General features: G+C 59.8%; 16 protein-coding genes and 1 tRNA gene. 11 read left to right on the forward strand and 6 right to left on the reverse strand.

The features are described 5' to 3' along the window. Window positions 1-2: 2 nt before the first annotated feature. Together amn and ACQY1P_RS10230 are read right to left on the reverse strand one after the other, a co-directional pair. A complete protein-coding gene (gene amn, locus ACQY1P_RS10225; RefSeq protein ID WP_062579764.1) occupies window positions 3-1,505 on the reverse strand; it encodes an AMP nucleosidase in 1,503 nt (500 codons plus the stop codon). A 176-nt stretch (window positions 1,506-1,681) separates the two neighbouring features. Continuing rightward, window positions 1,682-2,032: a DUF2147 domain-containing protein gene (locus ACQY1P_RS10230; RefSeq protein ID WP_192086800.1), complete on the reverse strand. Its 351-nt coding sequence runs from the start codon at window positions 2,030-2,032 to the stop codon at window positions 1,682-1,684. Window positions 2,033-2,552: 520 nt separating this feature from the next. Here ACQY1P_RS10230 and ACQY1P_RS10235 point away from each other — a divergent pair. Further along, on the forward strand, window positions 2,553-2,819 hold the full coding sequence (locus ACQY1P_RS10235) for an SEL1-like repeat protein (RefSeq protein ID WP_062579770.1): 267 nt from the start codon (window positions 2,553-2,555) through the stop codon (window positions 2,817-2,819). A 190-nt stretch (window positions 2,820-3,009) separates the two neighbouring features. Here the strand turns inward: ACQY1P_RS10235 and ACQY1P_RS10240 are convergent, their stop codons facing one another. Beyond that, window positions 3,010-4,119 (reverse strand): pyridoxal phosphate-dependent aminotransferase, encoded by a 1,110-nt coding sequence (locus tag ACQY1P_RS10240; RefSeq protein ID WP_430256348.1) that lies wholly within the window; start codon window positions 4,117-4,119, stop codon window positions 3,010-3,012. 121 nt (window positions 4,120-4,240) lie between these two features. Then, window positions 4,241-4,588 (reverse strand): hypothetical protein, encoded by a 348-nt coding sequence (locus tag ACQY1P_RS10245; protein ID WP_062453402.1) that lies wholly within the window; start codon window positions 4,586-4,588, stop codon window positions 4,241-4,243. A 232-nt stretch (window positions 4,589-4,820) separates the two neighbouring features. Here ACQY1P_RS10245 and ACQY1P_RS10250 point away from each other — a divergent pair, with 232 nt between their 5' ends. The 6 genes from ACQY1P_RS10250 (at window position 4,821) to ACQY1P_RS10275 (ending at window position 11,342) form a co-directional block, all read left to right on the forward strand. Then, window positions 4,821-6,041, forward strand: coding sequence for an NAD(P)/FAD-dependent oxidoreductase (locus ACQY1P_RS10250; protein ID WP_430256349.1), 1,221 nt, complete (start codon window positions 4,821-4,823; stop codon window positions 6,039-6,041). A 30-nt stretch (window positions 6,042-6,071) separates the two neighbouring features. Continuing rightward, complete coding sequence (locus ACQY1P_RS10255; protein ID WP_430256350.1) at window positions 6,072-6,869, forward strand: aldolase/citrate lyase family protein; 798 nt, start codon at window positions 6,072-6,074, stop codon at window positions 6,867-6,869. Between the two features lie 85 nt (window positions 6,870-6,954). Then, window positions 6,955-7,045: transfer RNA gene (locus ACQY1P_RS10260), tRNA-Ser, on the forward strand. Window positions 7,046-7,404: 359 nt separating this feature from the next. After that, entirely contained in the window at window positions 7,405-8,472 is a 1,068-nt protein-coding gene (locus tag ACQY1P_RS10265) for a porin (RefSeq protein ID WP_062453399.1), read from the forward strand. 419 nt (window positions 8,473-8,891) lie between these two features. Then, window positions 8,892-9,944, forward strand: a complete 1,053-nt coding sequence (locus tag ACQY1P_RS10270) for a porin (RefSeq protein ID WP_092661800.1) — start codon at window positions 8,892-8,894, stop codon at window positions 9,942-9,944. A gap of 339 nt (window positions 9,945-10,283) precedes the next feature. Continuing rightward, window positions 10,284-11,342: a porin gene (locus ACQY1P_RS10275; RefSeq protein WP_062453397.1), complete on the forward strand. Its 1,059-nt coding sequence runs from the start codon at window positions 10,284-10,286 to the stop codon at window positions 11,340-11,342. Window positions 11,343-11,432: 90 nt separating this feature from the next. Here the strand turns inward: ACQY1P_RS10275 and ACQY1P_RS10280 are convergent, their stop codons facing one another. After that, window positions 11,433-13,592, reverse strand: a complete 2,160-nt coding sequence (locus ACQY1P_RS10280) for a transglycosylase SLT domain-containing protein (RefSeq protein ID WP_430256351.1) — start codon at window positions 13,590-13,592, stop codon at window positions 11,433-11,435. 233 nt (window positions 13,593-13,825) lie between these two features. On the opposite strand from ACQY1P_RS10280, the gene dapA reads away from it, so the two are divergent. The 3 genes from dapA (at window position 13,826) to ACQY1P_RS10295 (ending at window position 16,380) form a co-directional block, all read left to right on the forward strand. Next, complete coding sequence (gene dapA / locus ACQY1P_RS10285; protein WP_062453396.1) at window positions 13,826-14,710, forward strand: 4-hydroxy-tetrahydrodipicolinate synthase; 885 nt, start codon at window positions 13,826-13,828, stop codon at window positions 14,708-14,710. Window positions 14,711-14,819: 109 nt separating this feature from the next. Continuing rightward, entirely contained in the window at window positions 14,820-15,296 is a 477-nt protein-coding gene (smpB, locus tag ACQY1P_RS10290) for an SsrA-binding protein SmpB (RefSeq protein WP_062453395.1), read from the forward strand. A gap of 115 nt (window positions 15,297-15,411) precedes the next feature. Next, entirely contained in the window at window positions 15,412-16,380 is a 969-nt protein-coding gene (locus ACQY1P_RS10295) for a lysylphosphatidylglycerol synthase transmembrane domain-containing protein (protein ID WP_092661804.1), read from the forward strand. A 61-nt stretch (window positions 16,381-16,441) separates the two neighbouring features. Here the strand turns inward: ACQY1P_RS10295 and ACQY1P_RS10300 are convergent, their stop codons facing one another. After that, the gene (locus tag ACQY1P_RS10300) at window positions 16,442-17,020 is read right to left on the reverse strand and encodes an NYN domain-containing protein (protein WP_062453393.1); all 579 of its coding nucleotides are present in this window, start codon (window positions 17,018-17,020) and stop codon (window positions 16,442-16,444) included. A gap of 279 nt (window positions 17,021-17,299) precedes the next feature. Here ACQY1P_RS10300 and rpoZ point away from each other — a divergent pair, with 279 nt between their 5' ends. After that, window positions 17,300-17,707, forward strand: a complete 408-nt coding sequence (gene rpoZ, locus ACQY1P_RS10305) for a DNA-directed RNA polymerase subunit omega (RefSeq protein ID WP_062454756.1) — start codon at window positions 17,300-17,302, stop codon at window positions 17,705-17,707. Window positions 17,708-17,730 lie beyond the last annotated feature (23 nt).

The following is a 17,730-nucleotide window of genomic DNA, read 5'->3' on the forward strand; positions in this document are numbered from 1 at the left end:
TGTCACTGGAAAGCCGTCTCGTAAAAGCTTCGAAGCTTGCGCGAATGCAGCGTCTCAGTGGGCATGGCGGCCAGTTTCTGCACGGCACGGATGCCGATCTGCAGATGCTGGCTGACCTGGGTCCGGTAGAACGCCGTCGCCATGCCGGGCAGCTTCAGTTCGCCATGCAGCGGCCGGTCGGAGACGCAGAGCAGCGTTCCATAGGGCACACGGAACCGGAAGCCGTTTGCGGCAATCGTTGCCGATTCCATGTCGAGCGCGATCGCTCTCGACTGCGAAAGCCGCTTTACCGGCCCGCGCTGGTCGCGCAGTTCCCAGTTGCGGTTGTCGATCGTCGCCACTGTGCCGGTGCGCATGATCCGCTTCAGCTCGAAACCCTCGTAACCGGTCACTTCCTCGACGGCGCTTTCGAGCGCCTGCTGCACTTCGGCAAGCGCCGGGATCGGGATCCAGACGGGCAGGTCGTCATCGAGCACGTGATCTTCGCGGACATAGGCGTGGGCCAGCACGTAATCACCCAGCCGCTGGCTGTTGCGCAGGCCCGCGCAGTGGCCCACCATCAGCCAAGCATGCGGACGCAGCACGGCGACATGGTCTGTAATCGTCTTCGCATTGGAAGGCCCGACGCCGATATTGACAAGGGTAATGCCGGAATGATCGCCCTTCTTCAGGTGATAGGCCGGCATTTGCGGCATCCGGATCGTGCCCGGGTTCTCCGGCCGGTCTTTGCCGGCGGTGGTGAGGATGTTGCCCGGCTCCACGAACTCCGTATACCCGTCGCCACCTTCCGCCATCAGCTTACGCGCCCAAGCGGCGAACTCGTCGATGTAGAACTGGTAGTTCGTGAACAGCACGTAATTCTGGAAATGCTCTGCCCCGGTCGCGGTATAATGGCTGAGCCTTGCCAGCGAATAATCGATGCGCTGCGCAGTAAACGGCGCAAGCGGCGCAGGCTCGCCGAACGGGGCCTCGTATTCGCCATTGGCGATGAGGTCGTCGGTATTGTTGAGATCCGGCGTGTCGAACAGGTCGCGCATCGGGATGTCGGCCATCGCGTTGCTGACGGACGACTCGATATGCGCGCCTTCGCCGAATGCAAAATGCAGCGGGATCGGTGTCGTCGATTCCGACACGATCACGGGAACGCCGTGGTTGCGAATGAGCAGATCCAGCTGCTCGATCAGGTAATGGCGAAACAGTTTCGGCCGGGTCACCGTTGTCGTGTAGACGCCGGGGGACGTCACGTGGCCATAGGAGAGACGCGAATCCGCATGGCCGAACGACGTGGTCTCGATCATCACCTGCGGATAGCAGGCGCGGTATCGACCAGTCACGGCCGCACCCTTCGCAAGTGCGCCGAAGGCATCGATCAGGAAGGACGTGTTGCGCTCGTAAAGCGCTGTCAGCGCGTCGACGGCTGCTTCCGCATTGTCGAAAGCCTGCGCCGCGACTGGGCTCGGGCTGATGAAAGCAAGGGCGGGGAGTGAAGAGATTCGTGTGTTCATGCGCTATTATAATGGGAAGTTTTCGACAATCAAACGACACCTGCCGAGGATAACAGCCTGAAACGCGCCGGCGCGATGCGACTGCGAAGTTAAGACTGCGATCCCGGCCCACCGATATCGAGGTGAATGACGGGATCGCTGGGGCAGACGCTGCTGCTGCTTTCGCGACGATAGCGTCAGAGACGAGTCCAGGTCTGCGACTTGCACAGGATCTTCATCACGCAGCCCTTCATCTTGAGCGAATTGCCGCTGACCGAGCCGGAGCCGCTATAGGTCTTGTCCGCCTCGGGATCGGTGATCTCGCCGGTATAGTCGCTGCCCTTGGGCGAAAGCTTGCCGATCTGCCGTCCCGCATGCTTGCCGGTTTTCAGCGTCACGCAGAAGGCGCCGCCGCATTTGCCGATCTCTGCCGTCTCGCCGCTCGCGGTCTTCCAGTTGCCCTCGATCGCTTCTGCCGCATGGCCGGTGCCGGCTATGCCGAAGGCGAAGAATGAGAAAGCAGCTGCGAGTATCGAAATGCGCTTCATGATGGTTTTCCCTCCCGGAGCCGGCGCTTCCGCACCGGTCATATGTCTGAGCGTTCGCACCTCCTCGCGCGAACAGCGGAAAATCTAGCTTACGCACACGTAAAGGTAAATATCCTGAGCCTGCGCATGGGGCGGAATATCAGCCGAATCTCCCGCCGTTTTCGCCGAGCGACGCGCGTTTATTTCGACGCGATGAAAACGCGACCCGAATTCGTGGTGAAGAAAGGGTTGAAATCCAGATCTGAATTTTTCGTAAAAATGTCCGCAAAACCCTTAATAGCCAAGGGCCGCGATGTTTAACAAAAAACCAAGTTTACCAAGCGTTTGCACTTTGTTTTCAGCAAATTAATCATGCTTTTTAGGCGCTTTTTGCAAGCTTTGGCCGATACTCAAATCATCAAAGAGCGGCACAAACCGCCACCCGGAAGGGCCGATAACAAGCTGCACAAGACAGCGACGGTCCCGACGGAAAACAGGGCAGACGACAAGAACAACGTTCTCGAAACAGGGATACGAACCGATGGCACGCTTTGAAATGAATGCTTCCGAAATGGCCACCATGGGTGGCGAGGCTCGCGCAGACGTTCTCTGCGACATGGGTCTGATGTATGCGACCGGCCGGGGTTGCCCGGTCGATCTGGTCTCTGCCCACAAGTGGCTGAACATTGCCGCGATCAAGGGCTGCGACCGCGCCGCCGAATTGCGCGCCGATCTCGCCGCGACGATGACCAAGATGCAGCTGGCAGAAGCGCTGCGCGCAGCCCGCGAATGGATGACCATCCACTAACGCGCAAGCGCATATTCAGTCATGCGACCGGCCCAGAAGAAGGCCGGCGATCAAGAACACGGGCCTACCAGAGAGAAAACGGGACGGAGACGCGGCGCGAACCGGAGCTGTTCCCGGCAACAAACCGCAGCCGCTGAAGATCAAAAGACCGCGACCGGCAGAAACAAGGCCGGCGCGGTCTTTTTCTGTTCTAGAGACCCTTCAGAACTTTCGGCAGCACCTCTTCCAGCAATGCCATATCCTGCTCCGGTCCTGCGCTGATGCGGATGCAGCGGTTGAGAGGTGCCACGCCCGGCATACGAATGAAGACGCCGTGCTCCATCAGACCGTCGACGATCGCCCGCGCATGGGTACCATCGCGGCCGCAGTCGATCGCCACGAAATTGGTCGCCGATGGCAGCGGCTCGAGCCCGTTGGCCCGGGCGATCGCCGAGATCCGGTCGCGGGACGCTTTGATCTTGTCGATCACCTCAGCCAGATACTCCTGGTCTTTCAGTGCCGCGAGTGCCGCCGCCACGCCGACCCGGTTCATGCCGAAATGGTTGCGGATCTTGTCGAACGCGGTGGCGTTGTCGGGCGTCGAGATGGTGTAGCCAACGCGAGCACCCGCCAGACCATATGCCTTGGAGAAGGTCCGGGTGCGGATGATGTTCGGCAGGTCGATCATCGCTGCGAGTTCCGGTGTCGCTCCATCGGGCGCCGTTTCGCAATATGCCTCGTCCAGCACCATCAGGCAGCTTTCCGGCAGGCCCCGCGCGAAGGACACGATCTTTTCCGCGTCATTCCAGCTGCCCATCGGATTGTCGGGATTGGCGAAATAGACGAGCGGCGCGTTTTCGCGGATGACGGCGTCCATCAGGGCGTCGAGATCTTCACGATCGTCGCGGTAGGGCACTGTTACCAGCTTACCGCCATGGCCGGCCACATGAAAGTTGAAGGTCGGGTAGGCGCCGTAGGAGGAGACGACAGGCATTCCGGGCTCGATCACCATCCGCACGATCTGCCCGAGCAGACCGTCCACGCCTTCGCCGATCGCAAGGTTTTCGGCGTTGCAGCCAAGATGCGCGGCAAGCGCCTGCTTCAGCTGGTAATTCTCCGGGTCCGAATATTTCCAGCTGTCTGCGGCTGCGGACTTCATGGCTTCGATGACTGACGGGGCAGGGCCGAACCCGTTCTCGTTGGCGCCAATTCGGGCTTGCACGGCACGCCCTCTGGCGCGCTCAATGGCCTCGGGGCCGACAAAGGGAACGGTCGCGGGAAGAGCGCCGACGAGAGGCGTGAAGCGCGAGAATGAAGACATGATATCAGGATCCGGTTCAAAAAGTCCGCACACAATAGGGGGCTTTGAACGGCGTGCAAGGGCGGACAAGGCCGCTGATGGCGCGCATGAAGCAAAACTATGCCCCTGACGACGACCCGGCTTAGTGGCTCGTTTCGAACGAAAGCCGGATGACGTGATGCAGGAATTCCGCATCGATCAGCATGTTGAAGGCGACCGTGACCTTCTCCTCTTCGCGGCGCATCACGGTGCAGCCGATTTCGTCGTGAATGCCGAGGATTTCCAGGAAGAAGTTGGCCGGTACCGGCAGGCTGGGACTGACGTCCAGTTCGGCGCCATAAAGAGAGATGGTCCGGATCAGGCAGCGGAAGGCGGTATTGGTCGAGAGATGGTGTCCGACAAAGATGATCCGGCCGGGCCGGTCTATCGTAAACTTTTCAAATGCCCGATCGCCCGTATGAGCATGGTCGTGTGCGGTATCCTTCATCATCGTACCCGGCAGATCGCCTCCCTCGTTCTCGTCCTCGACTATGACTTTATTCCTCATTTTATGAATCATTCTGAAACAGATGGGTAAAATGCCGCTGATCTGCGCGTTTTCGTCGCGTCATGATCACGCGTTGCGCAAGTTGCACCGTTAGTGTGCCGAAATCGGGCTGTTGACGGGTCGCCGGGGCGGCGCTACCCCTTCAGCCGCGAGTTTTTCGCGATGGGAGCAGGGCGTGGCAGCAGGTAGATTGGTGATCGTCGGGGCAGGGCAGGCCGGGTTCGCGCTCGCTGCCAAGCTGAGAGCGCTGAAGGATGAGCGGCCTATCACGATGATTGGCTCCGAAGATGTCATTCCCTATCAGCGGCCGCCACTGTCCAAGAAGTACCTGATGGGCGAGATGAGTTTCGACCGCCTGACGTTTCGCCCGGAAACCTGGTTTGCGGAACACGATGTCGAGCTCCGGCTCTCGACCTTTGTCGAAGAAATTGACCGGGATGCAAAGACGATCCGAATGCAGGACGGGTCTGTCCTCGAATATGAACATCTGGCGCTGACCACCGGCTCGACGCCGCGCACCCTTCCAGCCAGCATCGGCGGTGATCTCACGGGTGTCTTTACCGTCCGTGACAAGCGCAACGCCGATCTCCTCGCCGACGAGATGAAGGCAGGTCGCCGGCTTCTGATCATCGGCGGTGGCTATATCGGCCTCGAAGCCGCAGCTGTCGCCCGCCATTTCGGGCTTGAAGTGACGCTCATCGAGATGGCTGACCGCATTCTCCAGCGAGTCGCGTCGAAGGAAACCGCCGACGTGATGCGGGCCATTCATGCCGAGCAAGGTGTCGTCATCCGGGAAAAGACAGGCCTTACCCGCCTGATCGGCGAGGACGGCCGGGTTCGCGGGGCCGAGTTGTCCGATGGCACGGTCATCGATATCGATTTCGTCATCGTCGGTATCGGCGTCACGCCGAACGACCGGCTGGCGCAGCAATGCGGCCTCGACGTTGGCAATGGCATCCTCGTCGACGACTATGCTCGCACGTCCGATCCGGCAATCTTTGCCATGGGCGATTGCGCCATGCTGCCCTGGAAGGGCAACAATATCCGTCTCGAGTCGGTGCAGAACGCAGTCGACCAGGCCGAATTGGTTGCCGCGACCCTGACCGGGTCAGCCGAGCCCTACGAGGCAAAGCCGTGGTTCTGGTCCGACCAGTATGACGTGAAGCTGCAGATCGCCGGGTTCAACCTTGGCTACGACGAGACAGTGATGCGGCCGGGCAGCCGGGAAGGCAGCGTCTCGATCTGGTATTTCCGCGAGGGCCGCCTGATCGCCGTGGATGCGATCAACGACGCCAAGGCCTATGTGACCGGCAAGAAGCTGCTGGACAACGGCCTGACGGCAGACAAGGCGCTGATCGCCGATCCGGCGACCGACCTCAAGCAGTTGCTCGCGTAACAAAGACAGCATTTTTTAAAAGGAGATACCATGCCGGCACCGAAAAACGCCTTCAAGGCTCGTTTGCAAGCCGGCCTGCCGCAAATCGGCCTCTGGCTCAACATGGCCGAGCCGTTGCCGGCGGAAATTGCCGGCCATGCGGGCTTCGACTGGCTGGTCATCGATGGCGAACACGGACCGAACGACCTGCGCAGCATCATGGCGCAGTTGCAGGCCCTGTCCTCCTCCTCATCGGAAGCCGTCGTTCGCCCGCCGATGGGCGAAACCTGGATGATCAAGCAACTGCTCGACATCGGCGCCCGCACGCTTCTGGTGCCGATGGTCGATTCCGCCGAGCAGGCGAAAGCACTGGTTGATGCCGTCCGCTATCCGCCGGAGGGAAAGCGCGGCGTCGGTGCAGCCGTTGCCCGCGCTTCCGCCTTCAACGCGATCGCAGACTATACAGACACGGCTGCAGACGAGATCTGCCTTCTGGTGCAGGCCGAAACCATGGCGGCGATCGATGACATCGAGCGAATCGCGGAGGTCGAAGGCGTCGACGGCATCTTCATCGGTCCGGCCGATCTCTCCGCCGACATGGGTTTTCGCGGCCAGATCGGTGCACCGCAAGTGCAGGACGTGATCGAGAACGCGATTCGCCGAATCGTCGCCGCCGGCAAACCGGCCGGCATCTTGACCTTCGACGAAGAACTCAACCGCCGCTATCTCGATCTCGGCGCAACGTTCGTGGCCGTCGGCGCCGATGTCGCTCTCTATTCCAATGCGCTGAAGACGCTCGCCGGTCGCTATGGACGCGGTTCGGGTGGTGCAGGCTCCGCCAGCTACTGATTCCACGCCGAATCCTGCCTCGAATCGGGATCGGCCTGCGAAAGACCTTGCAATCGGCAACGTTCCGAAATAATCAGGCCGGACCGGAGAGGTGGCCGAGTGGTCGAAGGCGCTCCCCTGCTAAGGGAGTATACGGCAAAACCGTATCGTGGGTTCGAATCCCATCCTCTCCGCCATTCCCAAACTTCAAAATCCCAATCGATTTGCGATCCTAGAATCGCTGTTGCGCGCGTAGTTCGCTGAACCTTGCGCGAAGCCTAAGTGGCTGCTTTCCAATGTGTTTCTTAACGATGTGTAAACTTTTAACGGTCGCCCGAGGTGCTTTTGTGCTCTTTCGGCAACACGGGTTTGTGAAGCAGGTGGGTAGAAGGTGCGGATGGCCAGTTCGCGATTGCATGCGCGGCCTGCATTTGTAATTTGAACCACGGAAGCGCGGCGGTGGTTCGTCCGTTTTCAAAGTCCCGGGGACGGGCAGGGAACGCTGGCCTTTAGCAAAAGACCCATCCCCATATGAAACTTTGACTGGAGGTCAAATATGAACATCAAGAGCCTTCTTCTCGGCTCCGCTGCAGCTCTCGCAGCAGTTTCCGGCGCCCAGGCTGCTGACGCGATCGTCGCTGCTGAGCCGGAGCCAATGGAATACGTTCGCGTTTGCGACGCTTTCGGCACAGGTTACTTCTACATCCCGGGCACGGAAACCTGCCTCAAGGTTGGTGGTTACGTTCGTTTCGACGCTAAGTACAACGACGCATACCGCCTCGACCGCGAAGGTTCGTACACCAACACTCGCGCTCACATCTCGCTCGACACCGCTTCGGACACCGAATGGGGCGCTCTGAAGACCAAGATCGTAGCTCGTTTCGACTACAACCCACATCATCCGCAGTTCGGCTACGAAGAAAACACTCGTACACGTCTGAACCAGGCTTACATCACCTGGGGCGGCTTCCTGGTCGGTCTCGCTGACTCGCAGTACTCGCAGTTCTCGGGTTACGCTGGCGACGTCATCAACGATGACGTGATCTCCTACGGTCCTTTCGAACTCAACCAGGTTTCCTACACCTTCGACGCTGGCAACGGCTTCAAGGTTGTTGCTTCGCTTGAAGACGACGGCACCAACGACAACGACATCCCAGGCGGCGCAAGCGACTGGCCGGATGCAGTTCTCGGCGCTAAGTACGACAACGGCACGTTCGCTGCTTCGCTCGTCGGCGGTTACGACGAATCGCAGGAAGAAGGCGCTGTAAAGGGCCGTATCTCCGGCAAGTTCGGCGCATTCTCGGCCTTCCTCATGGGCGGCTGGAACTCGGACGGCGACGGCACCAACAAGTACGCACCAGGCACGAACTACGGCGACGCAGTCGTTGGTTGGGGTGACTGGGCTGTTTGGGGTGGCGCTGGCTACAAGTTCACCGACAAGGTTGCTGCTAACGTACAGGTTGGCTACACCGACTCCGAAGTTCTTGCTGCTACGGCAAACGTCAAGTGGACCCCAGTTTCGGGCCTCCTGATCCAGCCAGAAGTTTCGTACACGAGCGTCGACAACGCGCAGATGGACGACGATCAGTGGACCGGTATGGTTCGCCTTCAGCGCACGTTCTAATCCTTACCCAAGGATTGTTTGACGGAAGGCCCGGCTCACGCCGGGCCTTTTGTCGTTTGGGGCAATGAAACTGCCGGCTGTTTCTGTCGCCATCGGTCGCGGCCGTCTGGTGATTCTCTGCCGCGACTGAGGTGGTCACCAGTTCCCCGACGCGTCGCGGAACGCCGATTCCCGGCCCGTTTATTAAGTGTTGGTTAACGCTCGAAACCAATGCGATGAAACGTTGCAACACTTTTGCAAATAAACACCAAAAACGCGCATCGAAGCTTGTGATTTACTTGTCACAATTGGGAAGGTCTCGTAGCTTCGGGACATGAAGCGCGTCGGTTCGTCGCCGTTTCTTGAGTCGCGGGGAGGGGCAGATGTGCTGGCTCCAGCAAGCTACTCACCCCTTTTGAAACTTTGACTGGAGGTCAAATATGAACATCAAGAGCCTTCTTCTCGGCTCCGCTGCAGCTCTCGCAGCAGTTTCCGGTGCCCAGGCCGCTGACGCTATCGTCGCTGCTGAGCCGGAGCCAATGGAATACGTTCGCGTTTGCGACGCTTTCGGCACGGGTTACTTCTACATCCCAGGCACGGAAACCTGCCTCAAGATCGGTGGTTACGTTCGTTTCGACGCAGGCTATGCTGATGCCTACACGCCAAACAGCGATGGCCTGTACACCAACAGCCGCGCGCACATCTCGCTCGACACAGCTTCCGACACCGAATGGGGTGCACTGAAGACCCGTATCGTCGCTCGTTTCGACTACAACCCGCACAACTCGGCCGCTGGTTTCGAAGAAAACACGCGCACGCGTCTGATCGAAGCCAACATCACTTGGGGTGGCTTCCTGGTTGGTCTTGCTGACTCGCAGTATTCGTCGTTCTCTGGCTACGCTGGCGACGTCATCAACGATGACGTGATCTCCTACGGCCCGTTCGAACTGAACCAGGTTACCTACACCTTTGACGGTGGCAACGGCTTCAAGGCTGTAGTCTCGCTCGAAGACGACGGCACCAACGACAACGACATCCCAGGCGGCGCAAGCGATTGGCCGGATGCAGTTGCCGGTATCAAGTACGACAGCGGCACGTTCGCTGCTTCGCTCGTCGGTGGTTACGACGAGTCGCAGGAAGAAGGCGCAATCAAGGCGCGCATCTCCGGCACCTTCGGCGCATTCTCGGCCTTCCTTCTCGGTGGCTGGAACACAGACGGCGACACCACCAACAAGTACGCGCCTGGCGACAGCGTCGGCACGAGCTGGGGTGACTGGGCTGTTTGGGGTGGCGCAGGCTACAAGTTCACCGACAAGGTTGCTGCAAACGTACAGCTTTCCTACACGGACAACGAAACCTTCGCAGCAACTGGTAACGTTCAGTGGACCCCGGTTTCCGGCCTCCTGATCCAGCCAGAAATCTCCTACACGAGCTGGGATGCAATCGACGAAGACCAGTTCGCTGGTATGGTTCGCCTTCAGCGCACGTTCTGATCCTTTAAAAGGATTTGGTTTTACGAAAGGCCCGGCTTCTGCCGGGCCTTTTGCGTTTCGGCGTTTGATTCGGGCGGTCGCTTGATGATTCGCTGCAACGCAGCATCGTCCGCTCTTCAGCGATTTAGAACACACGAACAAACTGATGAATGCTTGCAACACCGACCGGTTCGATTGAGGCGCTAATGGACACAACAGTGCCGATTTCGTTGCCGCAAAGTTGATCGACGACTAGCGTCTCGGCAGCCGACCACGCGACTCGGGGTGATTCCTGCTTCCATGGACGACCTTGTTTTACGACATGCATTGTTTCATCTGCGTTTGTTTGGAGATTACAAAATGAACATTAAGAGCCTTCTTCTTGGCTCCGCTGCTGCCCTCGCAGCAGTCTCCGGCGCTCAGGCCGCCGACGCCATCGTCGCCGCCGAACCGGAACCCATGGAATACGTCCGCGTCTGCGACGCGTTCGGCACCGGCTACTTCTACATTCCAGGCACCGAAACCTGCCTCAAGGTCGGCGGTCGCGTCCGTTTTGATGCCGCTTATGGCAGCGCTTACAGCCCGGATGCCGATGGTCTCTACACCAACAGCCGCGCAGAGCTCTATCTCAGCACCGCTTCGGACACCGAAATGGGCACGCTGAAGACCAACCTCACGGCGCGCTTCGACTACGATCCGCATAACCCGTCTTACGGCTACGAAGAAAATACCCGTACGCGCCTGATGGTTGCGACGATCGAACTCGGCGGCTTTGCGGTCGGCCTGCAGGATTCGCTCTATGAATCCTTCATCGATTACGCCGGTAACGTCGACAGCGACGACGTCATCAATTACGGCCCGAGCGAAGTCAACATGGTTGCCTACACCTACAAGGGTGGCAACGGCTTCTCGGCATTCGCCGCTCTCGAAGACGACGGCCAGAACGACAACGACACCGCCGGTGGCGCCAGCGACTGGCCGAATGTTGCCGCTGGTCTGAAATACGACACAGGCAATTTCATGGTCGGCGTAACCGGTGGTTACGACGAATCGGCTGAAGAAGGTGCCGTCAAGGCACGTGTCGGCGGCAAGTTCGGCGCTTTCACCGCCTTCCTGATGGGTGGCTGGAACAGCGACGGCGACAGCTTCAACTCCTATGCACCTGAAATCATTGATGGCTTCGGCTGGGGTGACTGGGCCGTCTGGGGTGGTGCCGGTTACGAGTTCAACGAAGACCTCGCTGCCAACATGCAGGTTTCCTACTCTGATAGCGACGTCCTTTCGGCTGTCGCCAACCTGCAGTGGACGCCGATCCAGGGCTTCCTGATCCAGCCGGAAATTGCCTACACCAAGTGGAACAACGCCACGCTCGACGACGAAGCATGGTCGGGTCTCTTGCGCTTCCAGCGCACATTCTGATTTCTGCGATCAAACGCGAAAGGCCCGGCATTGCCGGGCCTTTTTGCATTTTGGGGTGTGATCAGACGAACCGGGCGTTGCAAGATAAGATTATCGGCGCCCCAACCGCAGGTCTGTCACGATATCCGACGTCTGTCCGAGCCTGACCTTGTAGACCTGGTAGTTCTCCATTACCCGCTGCACATAGTTGCGCGTTTCGGGGAAGGGGATGCGCTCGATCCAGTCGACGACTTCGTCGATCGGCTTGCCGCGAGGATCGCCATAGCGGGCAATCCACTCGTTCACCCGTTTCGGCCCCGCATTGTAGGCGATGAAGGTCATGATGTAGGAGCCGCCGAACGTCTCGATCTGCTCTCCCAGATAATGGGCACCGAGCGTCGCGTTATAGCCGGCATCGCTGGTCAATCGGTCGGCCTTGAAGGCCAGCCCGTGGCGCCTCGCCACGCCCTGGGCGGTCGTCGGCAGGATTTGCAGCAGCCCGCGGGCGTTGGCCGGTGACACGGCTGTCGGATTGAACGCGCTTTCCTGACGGGCGATCGCGTAGGCAAGCGCCTTGCCGGACCCCTCGATATTGGCAGCCGTCGGAATGACGCCCAGTGGATAGGCAAGCGCTGCAACGTCGATGCCGCGCGAAAAGGCACTCTTGCCGATCGAGAGCGACAGCGCATGGTCGCCCTGCGCTTCGGCGCGTGACGAAAGCAGCGCGAGTTCACCGGGGCTCGTCAGCTCTTCGCCGAGGGCCTTGTAAAGCGCTGCCGACCGGCGATCGTGGCCGGCGGCGTCCAGCCTTGCGATAGCCCGAACGGCCTCGCGGTTTTCGAACATCTGCCGGTCGGCTGCCGATGGCGTCGGATAACTGACATCGAGCGTCCGCGTGCCCAGCCTTGCGGCGGCGAGCTGGCCATAGAATGTGCCGGGGAACCTGGCAGCGCGGCTGTAGAATTCCGATGAGGAACCCGGTCCGCCAGCCTCCGCGGCGCGTCCGAGCCAGTAGAGCGCGCGCGATGCCGAGAGCGGACGGCTCGAGGCAGCAAGAATCCTCGAGAAATGCTTTTCGGCTGTGGCCGGATCGTTCAGCGCCCGCAGCGCGTACCAGCCCGCATGAAACTCCGCATCGACCTTGTCGGTGGAGAGTGCTGCCATCGGGTCGGACACCGTCCGGTAGGCCAGCCTGAGATCGCCGAGATCGGCGAGCCCGCGGGCAACGATTCGCTGCTCGTTCCACCATTCGCTGGTGTTGATCAGGCGGCCCGCTTCGCGCGGAGCCTTTGCGAGAAGCGCTGCGGCCTCCTGGTACTTGTCCTGGCGGCGCAGATATTCGATCCGCACGAAAAGGGTAGCCGGATCGCTTGCCAGCGAACGGTCAATTGCCTCGATCGCCGGTCCTGCCGTCTTTGCGTTGACGATGACGGCGTTCCACGCCTTGTAGAGCGATTGCGAACCGCCGAGCTCGGCAAAGCGCTTCGCCTGCGCGCCGCGGCTGCGGTACATCAGGTAATCCATCCGCGCCCGGTGATCCGCAGGCGAAAGAAGCGCAGAAAACTCGGCAAGGATCCGGTCTTCCATCGGCTTGTCCAGCGGCTCGGATGCCCAGATGTTTTTCAGGATGCGCCCGGCATCGGCATGTTTGCCGCTTGCCACCAACGCCCTCGATAGAATGACGGCACCTTCCGGCGTTTCCGGTTTCGTCGTGCCGAAAGCGGCAAGCACCTGGGCCGGCGTCGGGTTTTCGCGGTAGAGCGCGCGTTCGGACTGCGCCCGCAGGGTGGAAAGCCCCGGCCATCCGACCAGCCTGCGCTGCGCAGCGGCAATTTCGCTCGAAGGAATACCGCGGGCGCCCGAGGTGGCAATCGCCCAGGTCAGGATCTTTTCGTCGAGCGAGCCTTCCGGCAGGCTGTCGCGCATGGCGATCGCCTGTGCGGCATCGTTGTCGGAGAGTGCATCGAGACCGGCCTTGAGAGCAGGGGCGGGAGCGGGCGTCGCAAGCGGCCGGTTCATCCTGGGGATTGCGCCGGTAATGTCAGGCACGGGAACCAGCGCCGGAGTGGCCGGTGGTGTTGTCGGTGGCGCAGGGACGGGCGTCGGAACGGTGGTGAAGCCCGGGATTGCAGCAGGAGCGTCCGGCCTCACGAATGGCAGCGGCGCAACGCCGGCATTGGGACCTGGAGGTGCAGCGTAAGCCGGCAGGGCCGCGACGCTGATTGCCAGCGCTGCCCCGAGCGTCTTGAGGATTACAACGGGTTTGCTCATCCGGCAACTCGCGACAACGATGTTTCAGACCCCTTATTAGCTGCTGACAAGCTTAACAAAACCTTACCACAGCGGTCACGATCGCGCGAATTCTTAAGTGGGATTTACGCTGAAAACCCATGTACTTCCGCTTGTCGCCGCCCGGTCGCCGATTTATGGTGCCCAGCCTTATAGTCGCGGATTACGGCCGAAGCATGGATTGTACCATGCCCTTCGGCCTTTGGGAGTTTTGCATGTTCAAGGGATCGATCCCCGCTCTCGTCACCCCCTTCACCACCGACGGCGCGGTGGACGAGGATGCTTTCGCCGCGCATGTGGAGTGGACGATCTCGGAAGGCAGTTCCGGTCTGGTCCCGGTCGGCACGACCGGCGAATCTCCGACGCTCTCGCACGACGAACACAAGCGGGTCGTTGAACTGTGCGTCGAGGCCGCCCGCGGCCGCGTCCCTGTCATCGCCGGCGCCGGGTCCAACAACACCCGCGAAGCGATCGAGCTTGCCCAGCATGCGCAGACCGCGGGCGCCGATGCGCTTCTGGTGGTCACACCCTATTACAACAAGCCGACCCAGAAGGGCCTGATCGCGCATTTTTCCGCGGTCGCCGAAGCCACCGATCTGCCGATCATCATCTACAACATTCCCGGCCGGTCGGTCATCGACATGACCCCGGAAACGATGGGTTTCCTTACCAAGGCCTACAAGAACATCGTCGGCGTCAAGGATGCGACCGGCAAGATCGAGCGCGTCTCCGAACAGCGCATCACCTGCGGGTCGGAATTTGTGCAGCTGTCCGGCGAGGATGCGACGGCACTTGGCTTCAACGCCCATGGTGGCGTTGGCTGCATTTCGGTGACGGCCAATGTCGCGCCGCGGCTTTGTGCCGAGTTCCAGGCCGCCACGCTTGCCGGCGATTATGCCAAGGCACTCGAGTATCAGGATCGCCTGATGCCGCTCCACAAGGCGATCTTCATGGAGCCCGGCGTCTGCGGTTCGAAATACGGGCTTTACAAGGTCCGCGGTCTGAACCGCGCTGTCCGCTCTCCGCTGATGTCGACGCTGGAACCGGCGACGGAAGCTGCCATTGATGCAGCACTGCGTCATGCGGGTATCCTGAACTGAAGCCGCAGCGCTTCACTTTTGCTGCCTGGCGCATTACATAGAAATCGAACCCCGCTCATCGCCCATGGGCGGGGATTGTGTTTCAGATGAAGGGCGACGGAAGATTTCAATGGCCCCCAAAGGCAGCCAGCGCACGGTGAACAAGATTGTCGCGGAAAACCGCAAGGCCCGCTTCAATTACGAGATCCTCGATACCTACGAAGCCGGCATCATGCTGACCGGCACCGAGGTCAAGTCGCTGCGTGACGGCAAGGCAAATATCGCCGAGTCCTACGCCTCCGACGAAGGCAATGAAATCTGGCTGATCAACAGCCATCTTCCGGAATATCTGCAGGCCAACCGCTTCAACCATGAGCCGCGCCGTCGCCGGAAGCTGCTTTTGTCGAAGCGCGAGATTTCCCGCCTGCGTGTCGGTATCAACCGCGAAGGCATGACGCTGGTGCCGTTGAAGATCTACTTCAATGAAAAGGGTCGCGCGAAACTCGAACTGGCGCTCGCCAAGGGCAAGAAGCTGCACGACAAGCGCGAGACCGAGAAGGAACGCGACTGGAACCGCGAGAAGTCGCGGCTTTTCAAGGCCGGTTGAGGCTGACCCGTCGGGCGTCGCGTTAAGCGCGTGCTCGAGCGAGCTGGAGAACCCTCACGGCGGAACAAAACCACACATCGCCCGTTTCAGCTCGTTATTTTGGGGCAAGTGGGCGATGACGAAAAAGCAGATCTTTACCTACATCACGATTGTCATCGGCTTCGGCGCCGCCGGCTACCTTCTGTACCACACGTTCCGCGAATACTCGCTCAGCGACATAGTCCAGTCCGTCCGGGATATCCCGACCTACAATCTCGTCATGGCGGGCCTGTTTGCCGCCGGGTCCTATGTCTGCCTGTCCGGCTTTGATTGGGCTGGCGTGCGCTACGTGAAGAACGACCTCTCCTATCCCAAGATCGGCCTTGCCTCCTTCATCGCGCTGTCGATCGGCCAGAGTGTCGGCCTGTCGGGTCTCAGCAGCGGCGCGCTGCGCTATCGCTACTATCATCACTGGGGCATGAGCACCGAGGACGTTGCCAAGATCGTTCTGTTTTCCGGTGTCACTGTCGGCATCGGCATGGCCGTTCTGTCGGGCATCGTGATGATTATCAATCCGAAGGATGCCGCAACAGTCCTGCGGCTGTCGGAGGCGATGGTCATGGGGATCGGTTTTGCCTGCCTCGCCGTGACGGGTGTATATCTCATCCTCGCGGCAACGGTGCGCGCGCCTTTGAAGATCCGCTCCTGGAGCTTTGAAATGCCGACGCTCAGGATCGCCATCGCACAGGTGGTAATCGGCACGATCAATTTCGCGCTCGTATCCGCCTGCCTGCGCGAAGTCATGGCAGCGAGCGCCGATGTCAGCTACCTGAAGGCCGCGACCGCGTTCGTGCTCGCCAATCTTGCAATCCTCATTACCCATGCGCCCGGTGGCCTCGGAGTCCTCGAGGCAACGGTTCGTCATGTAATGGGTGACCAGGCGTCGATCGGTTCGCTTGTCGCGTTCCGAGTGATCTACTTCTTCATTCCGTTCTTTATCGGGCTTCCCCTGGCCCTGATCGTCGAGGGCGTGTTTCGTGCACGAAAGCGCAGCGCCGGGCAGGGGGCGTCATCTTCGGTGACGCCGGAGCCGCATTCGGCGTAGTCGTTTTCCCCAACAAAAAAAGGCGCCGTCGAACGGCGCCTTTCTCATTCCAGGGATGATCTCAGCCTTCGGCCGGTTCGGGAGCAGGCTCCGTCGGCCGTGGTGCGCGTTCCGATGGATCGCGGCCCACTTCGGCTTTCAGTGTCATCAGATCGATGAAATGATCGGCCTGCCGGCGCAGGTCGTCGGCGATCATCGGCGGCTGCGTCTGCATCGTCGAAACGACCGAGACCTTGCGACCGCGGCGCTGCAGCGCCTCGACAAGATTGGTGAAGTCGCCATCGCCCGAAAACAGCACGAGATGATCAACGGTCTCGGCCTGTTCCATCGCATCGATCGCGAGCTCGATATCCATGTTGCCCTTGATTTTGCGGCGGCCAAGGGAATCCGTGAATTCCTTGGCGGGCTTTGTCACAACCTTGTAGCCGTTGTAATCCAGCCAGTCGATCAGCGGTCTGATCGACGAATATTCCTGATCCTCGATCAGCGCCGTATAGTAATAGGCACGCAACAGATAGCCGCGCTTCTGAAAAGCCTTCAGAAGCTTACGGTAATCAATATCGAAACCAAGGCTTTTCGAGGCCGCGTAAAGATTAGCACCGTCGATAAAGAGAGCTATCTTCTCTCTTGGGTCAAACATATGTCTCCATCCCCTTCAAGCTGCTTGACCAAGGACCCGTCAAATGAAAAGTTGAGCCGATCGCTTAGGTATTTATCGGTTAAATTACCAGCTAATCATATAAATGTCATTTATGGTAGGATTCGCTTTTATCCAAGCAACCTTTCGTTGAATCTGGCCAGAGTCATCGCCACCTCGGTCGGCGGCATGCGGCAGTCGGCATGAATAAACTTGAATTTCGCCGGCAATGGCTGTATCGGGCGTAGCAATTCCGAAAATAACGACCGCAAAGGACAGGCAATGGCCCGTGTCACAGTAGAAGATTGCATTGACAAAGTCGATAATCGTTTTGAGCTGGTGCTTCTCGCCAGCCACCGTGCCCGCCAGATCTCGCAGGGCGCAGCGATCACCATCGATCGCGACAATGACAAGAACCCGGTCGTCGCACTGCGCGAAATCGCCGACGAAACGCTCTCTCCCGACGACCTGAAGGAAGACCTGATCCATTCGCTGCAGAAGCATGTCGAAATCGACGAGCCCGAGCCCGATCCGGCAACCCTGATTGCTGCCGGCAGCACGTCGACAGCCTCTGGCAACGACGAGGAAGACGGCGCCGCGGAAACCGTCAATTTCGACCAGATGTCGGAAGAAGACCTTCTCGCTGGTATCGAAGGCCTCGTGCCGCCGGAAAAGAGCGACGATTACTGATTGATGCATTGTTTGGGCAAGGG

It is taken from the genome of Neorhizobium sp. DAR64872/K0K18 (assembly GCF_050500175.1).
In the GTDB taxonomy this organism is placed as follows: domain Bacteria; phylum Pseudomonadota; class Alphaproteobacteria; order Rhizobiales; family Rhizobiaceae; genus Neorhizobium; species Neorhizobium soli.

Coding starts and splice junctions, on each gene's coding strand:
- ACQY1P_RS10265 (WP_062453399.1), top strand. CDS start 7,405: ATGAACATCAAGAGCCTTCTTCTCGGCTCCGCTGCAGCTCTCGCAGCA.
- ACQY1P_RS10275 (WP_062453397.1), top strand. CDS start 10,284: ATGAACATTAAGAGCCTTCTTCTTGGCTCCGCTGCTGCCCTCGCAGCA.
- rpoZ (WP_062454756.1), top strand. CDS start 17,300: ATGGCCCGTGTCACAGTAGAAGATTGCATTGACAAAGTCGATAATCGT.
- ACQY1P_RS10240 (WP_430256348.1), bottom strand. CDS start 4,119: ATGTCTTCATTCTCGCGCTTCACGCCTCTCGTCGGCGCTCTTCCCGCG.
- ACQY1P_RS10295 (WP_092661804.1), top strand. CDS start 15,412: ATGACGAAAAAGCAGATCTTTACCTACATCACGATTGTCATCGGCTTC.
- ACQY1P_RS10270 (WP_092661800.1), top strand. CDS start 8,892: ATGAACATCAAGAGCCTTCTTCTCGGCTCCGCTGCAGCTCTCGCAGCA.
- ACQY1P_RS10245 (WP_062453402.1), bottom strand. CDS start 4,588: ATGATGAAGGATACCGCACACGACCATGCTCATACGGGCGATCGGGCA.
- ACQY1P_RS10280 (WP_430256351.1), bottom strand. CDS start 13,592: ATGAGCAAACCCGTTGTAATCCTCAAGACGCTCGGGGCAGCGCTGGCA.
- dapA (WP_062453396.1), top strand. CDS start 13,826: ATGTTCAAGGGATCGATCCCCGCTCTCGTCACCCCCTTCACCACCGAC.
- ACQY1P_RS10300 (WP_062453393.1), bottom strand. CDS start 17,020: ATGTTTGACCCAAGAGAGAAGATAGCTCTCTTTATCGACGGTGCTAAT.
- ACQY1P_RS10255 (WP_430256350.1), top strand. CDS start 6,072: ATGCCGGCACCGAAAAACGCCTTCAAGGCTCGTTTGCAAGCCGGCCTG.
- ACQY1P_RS10235 (WP_062579770.1), top strand. CDS start 2,553: ATGGCACGCTTTGAAATGAATGCTTCCGAAATGGCCACCATGGGTGGC.
- smpB (WP_062453395.1), top strand. CDS start 14,820: ATGGCCCCCAAAGGCAGCCAGCGCACGGTGAACAAGATTGTCGCGGAA.
- ACQY1P_RS10230 (WP_192086800.1), bottom strand. CDS start 2,032: ATGAAGCGCATTTCGATACTCGCAGCTGCTTTCTCATTCTTCGCCTTC.
- amn (WP_062579764.1), bottom strand. CDS start 1,505: ATGAACACACGAATCTCTTCACTCCCCGCCCTTGCTTTCATCAGCCCG.